The following is a 14,817-nucleotide window of genomic DNA, read 5'->3' on the forward strand; positions in this document are numbered from 1 at the left end:
GTAGCAATATTGTGAAATACTAAGTGTTCTAATGCTTAATATCTCTACTTTCTTGATTGTTTGAGTAAATAATATTTACAGTTCTCCTCTTCTATCTAAATTTGATGTTTTTTCTAGAAAAACGATCGCTATTTGTATTAACTGCTATTATATCTTCGGTGTTGCGAAGCATTGTGTGACAAATTACGTCTAATGGTAGGTCATTTGGATTGTGTCCGAAAGGATTTTCCAGTTCGGAGCCAATTTCTTCAATTCCAAATAAAAAAAAACTGATAAAAACCATAACTGGAGTAGTCCACCAAGTCAAGCCACTCACTAATTCAACAGGTAAGGTCAGACAATATAACACTACTAGCTGCCTCAAATAAATTGCATAACTCAAAGGCATTGGTGTTTTTGAAATTCGTTCGCAACCTCCTAAAATATTCACTAACTCATCTAGCAATTTTTGCAAAGCATTTAGTTGATAAACATCAATCGACTGACAATCATACTGATGCTGTAAGTACTCTCCTATCCAGAAAGTAATCTCTAGCGATGGATGGTTTGTATTTTGTAGCTTTGAATACTCAGATACGGACATAAGTGAAAGTAACTCTTCATTTATAGGATCGCGGCGCAAATGTAGCTTCATAGCGATCGCGAAAGCAACTACTAACCGCATCGCTGCCTTTTTTTCCTCTCGACCTGCCGCTTCTCGTTCTTTAATTATTATCCAAATTCCACGAGTCAAATTACGAACAGTATTGACTAAGTTTCCCCAAAGTTTACGTCCTTCCCAAAAGCGATCGTAAGCTGTATTAGTCCGAAATATTAATAACAAGCTCAAGACAAGATTAAAACTTAACACGACGTTAGGGATACCATCTATTTTTGGTAGGGTTATGTGAATTTTTTCATAATAGAGCAATGAAATTGCAAAACTATAGATACTAAAGAAAACTATCCAAGGAAGAATAGTTGGAACAACTGAACCTTGTAATCGTAAGATTAAATAAAACCAATTTAACCTTTCTCCAGTATAGTCGTAATTTTTTTGCTTCCATGCTCTTAAGGAATGAGTTTTAGTATACTTTTTGATTTTCATTTTTTCCTAAAATATTGGAATAACAACTGGATCAAAAGTATATACACTAAATTAAAAAGCAAAAGTTTGTTTTTTACTATAAACTTAACTAATCTTTCCTATAGTCCGAAGGATAGATCGGGAGATGAAGCTAGTTTTTCTAAGTGATGACCTTGACTTCATTCTTGTTGTGGTAAAAATTCAGGCTTTTAAGCTCGTAAACTAAAAGCCTGAAACTAAGCTAAGCATGAGGTATAAGTGATTAACCTTTATTATATGGAAAACAAGATGAAATTGAGATGAAACTTATTGCAAAATAGAAAAATTTTTTAAGTTATATTTTTACCTCAAGATTAATAGAGACAATACAACTAATATGAAAATGCTCAAGATTAGTTGAAACTATAGACTTGCAAACCTCTGTCTTTTTCACAAAAATTGTCTAAATACATGGGCATATTTTAGTTAAAAAGAAAATTAGTTTTAGCAAGAAGGATGAAAAAAGCAGAAAGGTAACGGTGGCGATCGGCAAGGTGTCTCTAGCTCTACTGGTATTGCGTTCTGTGCCATAGCGGTCTTTTTCTTGGTTGATTTTAGATAGATACAATTAGCTTTGCTATTCGTTACCTTTATTTATTGTCTGTTTTAGTAGTTTTTCCAATCTCGTCGAGTCTATGGCTGGAGACAAGTCAGTTTGATGCCGATTCTATGTCCGAAAATTGCTGCCTATCCTGCCCCAGCCAGAATCGGCATTTTTCTGCTAATACTAATGTTGCTGTGGCTACCTATCGCTGTTCCCATCTACTGGATATGGGGAACAGATAATACCAGCAGTACGATCGCTCTATTGATTCTGTACGTTAAGTTTGTCTGGCTGTTGCAGATTTGGGGCAGGAAAGTCCATCGCCAGTCTCAGCCACTTCAGTATCATGGACTGGCGAGAACCCGCCAGAATGGATTTGAACTCTTAACAGCTCTGGGAATTGGCTTCATCAGCCTTTTTACTCTTTTTCTCCTTGAGAGTTGGATAGGATGGTTAACTTGGCAACCTCTCCCTAGAGTCCATCTCTCATTTGGGTTAGAAGGTTTGCTAGTTGGATTAGGTGTGGGAGTTGCTGAAGAATTGCTCTTCCGAGGTTGGCTGATTGACGAACTGCATTGGAACTGTAACTTTAAGACGGCTGTGTGGATTAGTAGCACGATCTATGCGGCACTACACTTTATTAAACCTTGGACGGAAATTGTCCGCACGTTGCCGAGTTTTCCAGGGCTGCTACTGTTAGGGTTAACCTTGGGATGGGCAAGGCAGGTACACCAAAAACGCTTAGGATTTGCCATTGGGCTTCACGCTGGATTGGTTTGGGGTTACTACCTAGTTGACGTATCGGATTGGATAAATTACACGAATCAAGTTCCAGAATGGGTGACAGGAATCAATCAAAATCCTTTGGCAGGGATTGTAGGCTTTGGGTTTCTCTGCGCGCTTGCTTTTGTAGTGCGAAAGACAGGGGAATGTGGAGTGACGCTAGATTGAAGCTATCTTCTTGGCGCGATCGCCGTTAAATTTTGTAGATCTCTAGATCCAATGGGGCAACCACTTGGAACTAAAGTTGAGCATTCAAAGAGGAAACAGCTTCAACGAGAGCGTCATACACGAACTTGACGCGGTAGATAAGCAATGGGATTGACTACCCCCTTGCCCTGGAGATGCAACTCAAAGTGGCTGTGCGGTCCACTACTCCGACCAGTGCTACCCATTTGAGCGATCTGTTGACCTTGCCCAACTTGTTGCCCAACCCGAACCAAAACCCGTTGATTATGAGCGTAACGAGTCAGACTGCCATTACTATGCTGGATCTCCACTAGATTGCCGTAGCCACCAGAATTCCAGCCTGCCTTGACTACAACACCAGGAGCTGAGGCGAAAATTGGCATTCCTACAGCGGCGGCGATGTCAATTCCCTGATGCATCCGTCCCCAGCGTCTGCCATAGTTAGAAGTCACGCTGCCTTTTGCGGGCCAAGCGTAATACTTGGCGGGGGTTGAATTCTTGAAAAGTTTGGGTAAGTAGGTATCTACTGCACCCAAAGGCGGTAAATCTGGAGAAATTTGCTGTTCTTTGAGCAAATCGAGCATTCCTGAAGTCTCTAAACCTACTATGGGCGCTGTTACTACACTAGAGCTAGATTTAGGAGTAGTGGTATTGGCTGGAGTTGAATGCCGTGCTTTTATAGCTGGCTTTGGAGCGTCAGGCACTTGAGCCGTAAACAATTTTGGCTTCATCGATCGCTCGGCTGACGAATTAAGATGCCGTAGAAAATTCAGTTCTTCAGTTAAACTATCTGCTTTGCTAGGGGCGCTCGGTTGGAGGGGCGCGACTAAAGTACTACCTTCACTCGATCTCGGCGCAAATGCGCTTTGAGTCGAGTATTTCTGTTGTAGTCTCTCAACCTCCATACGTAGCTTTTGGACGTGCGGATTAAATGGCGATCGCGATCGCGCTGCTTCTGGTTCGCTTAAATCTATACTTTTGCGTCGAGGTACTTCAGCTCCAATAGGAATAGTACTGACTGTTGGTTCGTTGCTTGTTAGTTTAACTGCCAATGCGCGATCGCTTTGTTGAATCATCAAAAGGTTAGAAGCTCCTGTTGAAACAACTAAACCGAGCGTCACAGTCGCAGTTCGCATCCACCGCTTATTTTTTTGTCGAACAGAGTTAGTGTATTCTTCTAAGATTTTGTTACTGGTTGTCAAAGTGAAAATAGCCGCTACTTTATTCATTCTTTGCGTTCGTTTAGCTAAGTTTATTTAGCATTATGTGTAAACAACGTTGTACAATTTGTCAAGAGTTTATCGTAGTAATTTTCTGGCTGAACACTTTTCTCAAAAGCTTGAAACCGAGCGGGCGATCGCTCTTGCCCAAACTTGAGAGCTGAAGTAAAGATTAGAACATTATAGCTAGAGTGGCTAGCGTAAATTCGCTCGACCTGTTTTTCAAATAACCAAAACCTAGACTATAAAACCCCCAAAATACTCGAAATTTCAGCGACTTATTAGTTTAACCTAAAAGGAGGCTTTACTCTATTACCTAATGAATCTAGGCGTACATTGGCTCAATCTACCCAACATTGGAGCGATCGGCATCTGGAGCAAAATAGTCTAAGCTTTCAACTCTAATGACTTCAATAGCTGTCTTTCTGACAATGAAGATAAATTTAACCATACTTAACAGTATTTTTGGTGAAAATTAAAATCGTGCCTAAAAACTCGTTCCTTCTGTTAATGATTATCACTCTATTAATTGTCGATGAAAGTGATAATAGTTTTCATTATGAATTTGCATTAATAAACCGTGCATGACTCGCAGCAATTTTTGCACGTTTGAGAGTACGAGAGTGTAGAATAAAAAATAAATTTGAATTACTGTTCAGATATTCATTAGTTATCTGCTTGGAGCGAAGAAACATCATGCCAAAGCCAAGTTCAAACCATTCGGGCTGCTCCAGCTGCGCTGGTGACGAGCATCAGCACGATCGCGACGACCGAAACCACGACCACGACCACGGTCACAGTCATGGCGACGGAGAGTTTAACCTAAAGGCGGAACTGGCTCCGGTGATCTTGGTAGTCATTTTATTTACCCTCGGTTTGATTTTTGAAAAGCAACTGCACGGTACACCTTACTCAGTCGGCGAGTATTTGGTTTTCATCCCTGCCTACCTCTTGAGTGGTTGGAATGTGTTGACGAGTGCTGGACGCAATATCCTCCGAGGTCGAGTATTTGACGAGAATTTTTTGATGACTATAGCGACGTTAGGGGCGATCGCGATTCATCTACTACCAGAAGCCGTAGCGGTGATGTTGTTTTTCAGAGTCGGCGAATTATTTCAGGAATTTGCTGTCGGTCGCTCCAAGAGATCGATTAAGTCTCTATTGGAGTTCCGCCCTGACTATGCCAACTTGAAGGCGAATGGTGAAGTCAAAAAAGTATCGCCAGATGAAGTAGCAGTAGGGGATCTCATCATTGTCAAGCCAGGGGAAAAGATTCCCTTGGACGGTAAGATCGTAGAGGGTGAGGCTCAGCTCGATACCTCTGCCTTAACTGGAGAGTCAGTGCCGCGAACTGCGAAAGTTGGAGACTCCGTTTTGGCAGGTACGATCGACAAAACTGGCGTTCTCACGATCGAGGTAAGCAAACTATTCGGTGAGTCTTCCGTATCCAAAATTTTGGATTTGGTGCAGAATGCCACTAGTAAAAAATCAGAATCGGAGAAATTTATTACTCAGTTCGCCAGGTACTACACCCCTGTTGTCGTTTTTCTCTCTCTGGGAGTAGCGATACTTCCTCCTTTATTTATTGCAGGAGCAGACCGATACCAATGGGTTTATCGCGCCCTGATCTTGCTGGTGATTTCCTGTCCTTGTGGACTCGTGATTAGCATCCCACTCGGCTACTTCGGCGGTGTTGGCGGTGCTGCCAAGCGCGGGATTTTGGTCAAAGGCTCTACCTTTTTAGATGCCCTAACTAGGGTCAAGACAGTAGTGTTTGACAAAACAGGAACGCTGACTAAGGGCGTGTTTAAAGTAGCGCAGATCGTGCCAAAAAATGGGGTTACCCAAGATGAGCTACTCCAACTGGCAGCAGAGGTAGAGTCCCACTCTAACCATCCCGTGGCTGAATCGATCCGAGAAGCGTATGGAAAAAAAATCGACGATTCCCAAGTTGAGGCTTACGAAGAAATTGCCGGTCATGGCATCCGCGCCCTAGTCCGAAATCGGTTAGTAATAGCAGGAAATGACCGCCTATTGCACCGAGAAAATATTTCGCATGATGACTGTGATATAAAGGGTACTGTCGTACATCTAGCTGTAGACAAGGGCTACGCTGGATACATTGTTATTGCTGACGAACTCAAAGACGATGCGTTTCAAGCAATTCAAGCCCTGAAGAAACAGGGAGTTGAGCAAACCGTCATGTTGACGGGAGATAATCGAGCTGTAGCCGAGCGGGTGGCGCAAAATCTCGGTCTAGATGCTTACTATGCCGAGTTACTGCCAGAAGGTAAGGTCGAGGCGATTGAAAAACTCATCTCACAATCTGGAAAAAACAATAAAGTTGTGTTTGTCGGTGACGGAATTAACGATGCCCCAGTAATTGCCAGGGCTGACGTGGGCATGGCAATGGGAGGATTAGGCTCTGATGCGGCGATCGAAACTGCGGACGTAGTGATTATGACCGATGCGCCGTCAAAGGTAGCTGAGGCAATCAAGACTGGTAAAAAGACTCGTCAAATTGTTTGGCAAAATATCATTCTGGCTATGTCAGTCAAGGGTGTATTTATTTTGCTAGGGGCTTTCGGTCTGGCAACTTTGTGGGAAGCCGTCTTTGCTGATGTGGGTGTGGCTTTGCTTGCCATCTTAAATGCTGGCAGAGTTTTGAGAGGAAGTTAGTTTGGAATTAATCAAACAGAAAAATTATTCATCGACCTGTGGAGGTTGAAAAATGGGATTGGGTCATATTTTCAGAGAACTATTGGGTGACGATCGCCACGGACATCATCGCCAAGATCGTCATAACAAGGATCGCGATCGTCATCACAACAGACATCACGATTACGACGATCGCGATCGGCATCATGACTATTACTACGACTATGGCGATCGTGAAGATTGTCATTCAATCCCTAGTCGAAGCCGCCGCTATCAACCGAGCTACCATGATGGAATGGCTGCATCTACCCCAGTAGTTATCTGTCTGAGCTGCGAGAGAGAAAACCCTTATGATGCCAAGTTCTGCATTGAGTGTGGTAGCGTCCTGCGTATCAGCCACTGAGTTTTGCACGTCATGCAATACCCAGTCCAAGAATATACTTGCTTTAAGCTAGCTATGGCACTGGAAGCAACTGTAGCAAACTAATATCCATGTGTGGTTCTACTAGCTATTTTTAATGCCACAGAATCCTGATGGAGGAGGCTAATACTCATGACTCGACGCGCCCTGCTGATAGTAAATCGTCACGCTCGCCGAGGACAGAATAGCAGATCCCAGGCGGTGAACCAGATGCAAAGGCTAGGTTTTGACCTGATGGAGACGGAGACGGAGACAGAGAAACCGCAATACCTATCTGACGTGATTCGTCATTACCGCCACCAGGTTGACTTGGTGATTATTGGGGGAGGGGATGGCACATTGAATGCGGCAGTCGAGGGACTGTTAGATACTCAACTCCCTTTGGGGATTCTACCTTTGGGAACAGCTAATGACCTCGCCCACACCTTGGGGATTCCTTCAAGCTTGCCCGAAGCCTGCCAGATCGTTGCCAAAGGTCAACTACAGCGCATTGACCTCGGTTGGGTGAATGGGAAGCATTTCTTCAATGTTGCTAGTTTAGGGTTGAGCGTCCAAATCACGGAGCGGCTCAATCAAAGGGTGAAGCGTCATTGGGGAGTGCTAGCCTATGCAGTTACAGCTTTAGGAGTGATTTGGCAAGCCCGACCCTTTCGAGCGGATATTCGTCTTGACGGCAAATTAATCCGAGTTAAGACTGTACAAATTGCTGTAGGAAATGGTCGATATTATGGTGGTGGCATGACAATCTGTGAGGATGCAGCAATTGATGACCAACAACTACATCTATACAGTCTGAATGTTCGTCACTGGTGGCAGCTGGTTGCCTCACTGCCAGTAATCTGGCAAGGACGACATAAAGCATGGCTGGGTTTCCATGCTTGCAAGTGTCAAGAAATTGAAGTCTACACTCACGGGCTGTATCCCATTAACACGGATGGTGAACTAACTACCCACACTCCCGCTCAATTTCGCATTATTCCCAAAGCTATATCTGTGCTAATTCCCAAAAAACATTGTTAATCCTTAAATTCTGATAGTGAAGGAACGTTCTGATATTTATCAACCTACTATTGTTCCCGATCGCAAACACTTCTATCAAAGCGACCCAGAAGCCGTGTACGCAATGCAAAAAGTACGGCGACTCTGGATTGTCTTAGGATTGCGGATTAGTCTGTTGCTAGTGGAACTAGCAGTTGGGTTCTGGACTCATAGTCTGTCACTGCTTGCAGTTGCAGGGCATATGCTTTCGGATATCTTTACACTGGGAGCGGCGTCGATTGCAGCTTCTTTAGCACAGCGTCCAGCCACAGGTCGGGCAACTTTTGGGTATCGACGGCTAGAGATTTTAGTCGCACTGATGAATGGATCGATCCTCATCACGATCGCCACTCTCATCGCCTGGAGAGCTATTGAGCGATTCCAAGCTCCAGAACCAGTTTCGGCTTTACCCACACTGATTGTAGCGGCACTGGGCTTGGCGATCAACGGCTTGCTTGTCAGCTTGCTGCACGAAGACAGCGATCGGGACTTGAATCTGCGGGGTGCTTTTCTCCACGTGGTAGCCGATGCCGTCAGCTTTTTCGGCGTAATTTTAGCAGCAATAGTAGTTTATTGGTTCAATTGGTTTTTGGCAGATGCAGTTGCTAGTTTGTTCGTTGCCTGTCTCATTTGTCTGAGTGCCTTGCCGCTCGTTTGGGATAGCTTGAGAATTCTGATGGAATACGCTCCTCCAAACATTGACGTATCTGCGGTTGAAGCTGTCTTGAGTGCCAATGCCTGCGTCCGACAAGTAGACAAGCTGCATATCTGGACGATTACCTCTGGGCAGGTGGTGCTGTGCGCTCATTTAGCTGTGGAATCTCTGAACGCTCAAGAGCGAGATAGTCTGCTCTTGCAGTTGCAAGCTCAATTAGAACAAGCGTTCGGAATTGGCGAGTCCACTTTGCAGATAGTAGCCCTCAACGAAAGCGATTCTCCTTCGGAGACGCTACGCGAACGCACTTCTTACCTTTGCTAGATAGAGATCGCTAAAAATTTTAGATGTGTTCTTGTTGTGAAAATTCTACTTAAGCTCAATAAATACCTACGCGCTATTAGTCGGCGCAAATGAAATAAGGAAACAGCGACTGATCTAGGTCAACAAAGAGCAATAGTTATTAAAGCGGGTGATCGAGCAAATAGTGAGATTAAAAAAACAAGCATACTGCCTCTATTTTTAAAATTCTCAAGCGAATCTAACTTGCTCTCAACCCAAATTCTGAAAAAGATGTTGTCAGTGGTTAAAGCTTTGAGCGATGAGGTACTATAGTAACTCCCACAGATGATGGCTCTCTGGAAGCAAACCGTAGGAAGAAAAGCAAGTCGGAATTATATCAAAGCCTGTCGCAAGCGCAAATAGAATTGTAAATACCATGGGAGTTGTTCTGGCTGGCATTGGCATTGTTGTTACAGGTTGGCTGTGGTTTGACCCAGCAACTAGTTTAATCGTCACTGCGGTCATCCTCATAACTACTTGGCAACTGTTCCAAGAGTCTCTCAATTTAATCCTAGATGCGGTTCCAGTGGGGATTGAGCCGCTAGCTGTCCGCACCTATTTAACCGAACGTCCTGGTGTAGCTTCTGTCCACGACCTGCACATTTGGGCAATGAGTACAACCCAAATCGCTCTCACCGCTCATTTAGTCATGCCCGCAGGTCATCCAAGCGATGCGTTTCTCGTTCAAGTCAGTCGAGAACTGCACGATCGTTTCAGCATCGAACACGTCACGCTTCAAGTCGAAGTAGGCGATCCCAATTATCCTTGCGCCTTAGCTCCCGACAATCTTGTCTAGATGCAAGCTACTTCGTGCTGACTGCTACATCCTTACGCCTTTCGATAGGTAAGTTCGCACCCTGCCAAGCATTCCACGAACCAGGGACGTTGATAACCTGCTCGAAACCATGCTTCTGTAAGATACTTGCAGCGATCGAAGCCCGATAACCGCTGCCACAATAGATGGCAATAGTTTGAGTTTTATCTAACTCGTCAAGATGCTCTTCTAAATGCGGTATGTAAATGTGTTTAGCACCAGGCACGCTGCCATTGCTGTACTCTCCATCCGATCGCACATCTAACACCGTAATATCTGGATCGTTTTTGTGCTGGTTCAACTCATGCACAGTCCATTCACCCAGGTGTTTCAGGGGTAAACCTGCGTTTTGCCAACTCGTCATGCCATCGTGGAGATAGCCTGCAATGTTGTCATAGCCCAGTCTGAATAACTGTTGGGAAGCTAAAGTTACGCCGCGTTCGCTTTCCAGTACTAACAAAATTTTCTTCTCAGGATCGATCGTCCAACCAACCCAGTTAGGAAATTCAGGACGCAAAGCAATATTAATCGCACCAGGGATGTGTCCGCCGCCAAAGGCGAGGATGGATCTGGCATCGATGACAACAGTATTTTCATCCTGCATCAGTTGTTGGAATTCTTGCGGCGACAGCGGCGGTAAAATTGGCACGTCACCTAAAACTTTTGCACCTTTGGCATTCACTTTTTTTAATTTGGCGTAGTGCCTTGGTGGTTCTGGCATCCCAGCCAAAATCCACTCCACAAACTCTGCTTCGCTGCGTTCTTTGAATGCTTCGCTAAAGATTCGCTCGTTACCGATGGTACTCTGTCGGCGATCGCCAATCGATTTTCCACAGGTGCTCCCCGCACCGTGAGAGGGATAGATTTCCATGCGATCGCCCAATGGCACGAGTTTGTCAAATAACGAATGATAGAGTTGTGCTGCCAGTTTCTTTTCAGTTCCTCCACCCAATAAATCGGGTCGTCCAACATCTAAGTTAAATAGGGTGTCGCCCGTAAAGATGCCAAATGGTGCTTCACCCTGCTTGGCATCGGCAATGAGAAAGGAGACGTGTTCGGGTGTATGTCCTGGGGTATGTAAGGCGCGTAGGGTCACGTTACCGAGTTTTAACTCGTCGCCTTCACTCAGTTGTTGTAACTCGAACTGGTAATCGCTGCTCTTGCCACCGGATATCGGCGCACCCGTTCTAGCTTTCAGTTCGTGAGAACCGGATACAAAGTCAGCATGATGTGAGTCTCGATAATCTGCACGATCCTCACACCGAGTTCTCTTGCTCTTTGAATGTAAATATCTACGTCGCGGCGGGGATCGATAACTGCTACGACTCCTGCTTTATCGTCACCCACGATATAGGATAGGTGGGCTAATCCCTCGGCGTTAATTTGTTCAAAGACTAGTGCCATTTTACTTTCTCCTGCAATCGTACATTAGGCGATCCCACCCTACCTGACTTATTCCTGCTGCTGGTGCGTGGCAACGTAATGCTCTAAAAACTGCTTCATTTGCGGATTGGCATTACAGTCAAAGCCAACTTCGCCTGCTTTCTCAAATACTTGCTCTGGAGTCATGCCTTGCCTTGTTGCCAGGTTCATAAATGCCATTGCACCTGCCCGCATAGAGCTAGCACAATGAATCAAAGCAGGTTTGGGTAACTTATCGATTTGCTCTAAAACTTGGGTGGTCAACTCGTCAGTCATCTCGTTGGGCTTGACTGGAATATTGGCGTATTGCAATCCTGCGGCTTCTGCCTGCTGTTGCTCCTCTTTGAGAAAACCTTGCTCTTCAGGCGAACGCAAATTCAGCACGGACTTGAACCCTTCGCTAGCTGCCTGCTGCAATTGCTCTGGTGTTACCTGCCCTGCCACTGATAGCTCGTCATTAATCTGTTTGACGTTTTCCATACTTACCTTTTAGTCTTTTTGTACTTACTATATTACCAACTGGTAATATAGTAGTGTTTCTGCGTTAGTTAGATGTCGTTTTTAGGTTTGTATGCTAAAGCCTTCTCCTCAAGCCCTGACCCCAGTGGCAGAGTTTTTCAAAGTTTTGTCCGAAGTCAGTCGGCTGCAAGTTTTGTGTTCTCTCAAGTCGGGAGCGAAAAACGTGACGGAAATTATCGCTGCAACTGGGCTGGGACAAGCGAATGTTTCCAAGCAACTCAAGATGCTAACGCAAGCAGGTATGGTCGTTCGCCGTCCAAAGGGAATTAGCGTATTCTACGAGATCTCCGAGCCGATCGTTTTTGAGCTTTGCGAAATAGTTTGCGTAGACGCAAAGCGGCTTGTCGTCAGACATCGCCTAGCAGTGGGACTTGAGGAACAAACCCAACAGTTAGAGGAACTTCAGAACTTACGCGATCGCTAAATTTACCTAAAGGAATTCTTTGTCTTTGAATTGACAATATGCCAAAGTCGAGTGCTGCTAAATCCACCGCATGAAGTTCGCGAAGCTTCCTGGCGGCAGAAGTTCCTGTCTTTTAGACAAAAAATACTGACACGACGGCAATTATTTGTCGTATCTGCTGAATCATTCTTCTGCACGAGTGGCATCAATTGACAGGTTCGTTCGCAGAGCGTCATCGATCGTAAATGCTGCGCATCGACATGGGAAATGTTGATGGAGCGCGACAATGGACAAGACTTACAAAATTGCTGCCAACGGCGGCATCTACTGGCAGGGGAAATACGGCATCTTGTTTCTCGACCGTGCAGAAAATAAAGTGACGTTGCGGTTGCGCCAAAAAGTGAAAGGCGAGTTTAAAACTACCAAATGGCTCTGTTTTTCCCTGAGAACGGGCAAGTTGCGCGTCTACATCTGGAGCAAGCGGTATGGAGTGCGCGATGTTACCTACAGCGACGCAGAATGCCTCATTTACAAACTTGCGAAAGCGGCGCGGGTGGGTGGCTGCGACTCTCGGAATTTACCGATAGCATTGGCGAAGCAAGCCGTAGCCGAACTGTTGCAGATTGAGAAATGCTCCAATCTCTACGAAACAATTATTGCGAAGGTATTACCATTTCTCCAACAATACGATTGCATTCCTCCGATTCCCGCAATACTACGGCAGGGATTTAAACGAGAAAATCTCAAGGATGCTGTCAAAATCTGGTTTGGCAGGGATAGCAAGCAGTTACGCAAACTCGTGGCGCGACTGCTGGAGGCACAAGTAGAATATGAGAGGAAATGTCTGTGGGCAGTTCAAAGCAACTGGTTGGCGCTAGCAGTATCCTTCGCCCAGCAGTGGCAGCTCGACTACATCCACGCCCTGTTAGAACTGAAGCCAGTCGAAATCGACCCCCAACGGGTGCATCACCTATTGCAACAGTATTCGCCCCAGCGGGTGCTGAAGTTGCTGGAATCGGCAGCAGAAGAGTATAACGCTAGCTACCTGTTAGATGCAGCTAATATGTACTGGCAGATGACAAAGGATCTGCCCCACTACAAACTGCCCTCGCGTCCGCGATCGTTCTGCCAGTTACACGACTGGATACAACGCGACTACAATCGCTTTCGCAGCGAACGAGAAGAGAAACGCCGCCTGCCGATAAAAAAGCTGGGTAAATTAGACGGCATGGCAGTCAACAATCTTGTCTTTGTCGTCCCCAGAACCGCTCATATGCTGATAGAGTGGGGCAATGCTCTCAATACTTGTATTGGTAGCTACGCCGACAAAGCGATAAAACGGCACTGTTATTTGCTCGGCATCAAGGCGGAAGGAGAGCTGAAATATGCCATCGAAATCGACCGCCAAGGTCGAATCGTCCAGTTTAGCGGTCGTAGAAACAGCCGTCCGGCTGCCCAAGACCGAGCGGCAGTCGAAGCATTTCTGCGACCGAGGCTGGAAGAACTATTTCCCAGCAAGTCACAGATCGCAAGTTAAACCCGCTCTCTAGGCGCACCTGGGACCCCTGCCTGACTCGTGAAGGCAGAGGTCTAATTTTTTTCTACCAACGAAAGTGCCTGCACTCTCTCCACGCAAGAGTGCAGGTTAGATTTATATGAAACCAGGTTTCTATGCTGTTGTTGGTAACAGCGATTACATAAGATTAAACGAAAGCAGAATACCGATTTGGGAGCTGTTTGACGAGCAACCCACGGGTTGGCTGCGATCGCTCACCAGCCGACCCACAGTGATGCCCGACCGCCAGCCGATGATTTGGGATTGCGGCGCGTTTGGCTACCGAAATCTCGACATTCCTCAAATTCGCGGTAGATTTGTGACTGCACATTTGTGTATTTACCAATATGCACGCTTGAGCAAACCTGGAGATGCGATCGTCGCACCAGATCATCTACTTGTAGGCAATCGCATTGACGAGCGCAGAAAGTTTAATTGGCAACAGGCAATTGAATTCATTAAGTTAGCTGCTTTGAAGTTGCCCGATCGGATGCCGATGGCAGTGGTTCACGGGCTTACCCTAACCGAACGCATTCAACGAGCGATCGAACTGTATGAGATCGGATATCGTGCCGTTGGAATTGGAGGACTCGTAGCAGGAGCCAGAAATTTTCACAGCAGCCTAATTGCGATCGCGGCAACTATTGAAGCAATACGTCAAATTGACACAAACGTTCATTTTCACATTTTTGGACTTTGCAGCCCAAGATATGCTAGGGCATTCAACCAGCTAGGAGTTAGTTTCGACGGCTCCACCTATGCTAAAGAAGCATTCATAGCTCGTAACTTCTTGATTCATCAAGGTGGCAGGCTCGTTCGTTATCCCGCTGCTAGTAACGATACTAAGGCGATCGCCCCTAGATGCTGCTGTCGTGCCTGCAACATTCTACGCCAATATCAGATCGATCCCAGATATTATGGCAAAAGCAGGCAGCACGATATCGGCAGACTTGCTCATAACCTCAATCAACTGCTGCTGGCACACAATCACAATAAGAGTACATTAGCAGCATCTGGGCTATTCCAACTTCAGTGCTAACTGCATTACCGTTTGCTTGCTCAACATGGTGAGGATAGTAAGTTTGTATTTAATCTGGTCAAGGATTTGCATAACAACATAGTATTTTGAGTCAGTTTTTCACTACCCGATCT

10 protein-coding genes and 3 pseudogenes are annotated in these 14,817 nt (G+C 45.5%); 9 read left to right on the top strand and 4 right to left on the bottom strand.

Features of this window, described 5'->3' with window-relative positions:
• Nucleotides 1-91 precede the first annotated feature (91 nt).
• Nucleotides 92-1,087 carry a bestrophin family protein gene (locus CHRO_RS28100; protein WP_015163012.1) on the bottom strand — a complete coding sequence of 332 codons (996 nt, stop codon included), beginning with the start codon at nucleotides 1,085-1,087 and terminating at the stop codon, nucleotides 92-94.
• A gap of 676 nt (nucleotides 1,088-1,763) precedes the next feature.
• Here CHRO_RS28100 and CHRO_RS28105 point away from each other — a divergent pair.
• Entirely contained in the window at nucleotides 1,764-2,600 is an 837-nt protein-coding gene (locus tag CHRO_RS28105; protein WP_015163013.1) for a CPBP family intramembrane glutamic endopeptidase, read from the top strand.
• A 113-nt stretch (nucleotides 2,601-2,713) separates the two neighbouring features.
• Here CHRO_RS28105 and CHRO_RS35120 read toward each other — a convergent pair.
• Nucleotides 2,714-3,178 (bottom strand): annotated as a pseudogene (locus CHRO_RS35120) (M23 family metallopeptidase); the annotation flags it as partial.
• Between the two features lie 1,356 nt (nucleotides 3,179-4,534).
• On the opposite strand from CHRO_RS35120, the gene CHRO_RS28115 reads away from it, so the two are divergent.
• From CHRO_RS28115 to CHRO_RS28135, 5 genes and pseudogenes are all read left to right on the top strand, one after another.
• Entirely contained in the window at nucleotides 4,535-6,517 is a 1,983-nt protein-coding gene (locus CHRO_RS28115; protein ID WP_015163016.1) for a heavy metal translocating P-type ATPase, read from the top strand.
• A 38-nt stretch (nucleotides 6,518-6,555) separates the two neighbouring features.
• A complete protein-coding gene (locus tag CHRO_RS28120) occupies nucleotides 6,556-6,813 on the top strand; it encodes a hypothetical protein (RefSeq protein ID WP_041463606.1) in 258 nt (85 codons plus the stop codon).
• 236 nt (nucleotides 6,814-7,049) lie between these two features.
• On the top strand, nucleotides 7,050-7,937 hold the full coding sequence (locus CHRO_RS28125; protein WP_015163018.1) for a lipid kinase: 888 nt from the start codon (nucleotides 7,050-7,052) through the stop codon (nucleotides 7,935-7,937).
• Nucleotides 7,938-7,953: 16 nt separating this feature from the next.
• Nucleotides 7,954-8,934 (top strand): cation diffusion facilitator family transporter, encoded by a 981-nt coding sequence (locus tag CHRO_RS28130; RefSeq protein ID WP_015163019.1) that lies wholly within the window; start codon nucleotides 7,954-7,956, stop codon nucleotides 8,932-8,934.
• Nucleotides 8,935-9,325: 391 nt separating this feature from the next.
• Nucleotides 9,326-9,748, top strand: a pseudogene (locus tag CHRO_RS28135) (cation diffusion facilitator family transporter); the annotation flags it as partial.
• 7 nt (nucleotides 9,749-9,755) lie between these two features.
• Here CHRO_RS28135 and CHRO_RS28140 read toward each other — a convergent pair.
• Nucleotides 9,756-11,170 (bottom strand): annotated as a pseudogene (locus tag CHRO_RS28140) (MBL fold metallo-hydrolase).
• 48 nt (nucleotides 11,171-11,218) lie between these two features.
• Nucleotides 11,219-11,668, bottom strand: coding sequence for a protein tyrosine phosphatase family protein (locus CHRO_RS28145; protein ID WP_015163020.1), 450 nt, complete (start codon nucleotides 11,666-11,668; stop codon nucleotides 11,219-11,221).
• A 91-nt stretch (nucleotides 11,669-11,759) separates the two neighbouring features.
• On the opposite strand from CHRO_RS28145, the gene CHRO_RS28150 reads away from it, so the two are divergent.
• The 3 genes from CHRO_RS28150 (at nucleotide 11,760) to CHRO_RS28160 (ending at nucleotide 14,704) form a co-directional block, all read left to right on the top strand.
• Nucleotides 11,760-12,131 carry an ArsR/SmtB family transcription factor gene (locus CHRO_RS28150; protein ID WP_015163021.1) on the top strand — a complete coding sequence of 124 codons (372 nt, stop codon included), beginning with the start codon at nucleotides 11,760-11,762 and terminating at the stop codon, nucleotides 12,129-12,131.
• A 265-nt stretch (nucleotides 12,132-12,396) separates the two neighbouring features.
• Nucleotides 12,397-13,647, top strand: coding sequence for a PcfJ domain-containing protein (locus CHRO_RS28155; protein WP_015163022.1), 1,251 nt, complete (start codon nucleotides 12,397-12,399; stop codon nucleotides 13,645-13,647).
• 118 nt (nucleotides 13,648-13,765) lie between these two features.
• Nucleotides 13,766-14,704 carry a hypothetical protein gene (locus CHRO_RS28160; protein WP_015163023.1) on the top strand — a complete coding sequence of 313 codons (939 nt, stop codon included), beginning with the start codon at nucleotides 13,766-13,768 and terminating at the stop codon, nucleotides 14,702-14,704.
• Nucleotides 14,705-14,817: the final 113 nt, after the last annotated feature.

This window comes from Chroococcidiopsis thermalis PCC 7203 (assembly GCF_000317125.1).
Lineage (GTDB): Bacteria > Cyanobacteriota > Cyanobacteriia > Cyanobacteriales > Chroococcidiopsidaceae > Chroococcidiopsis > Chroococcidiopsis thermalis.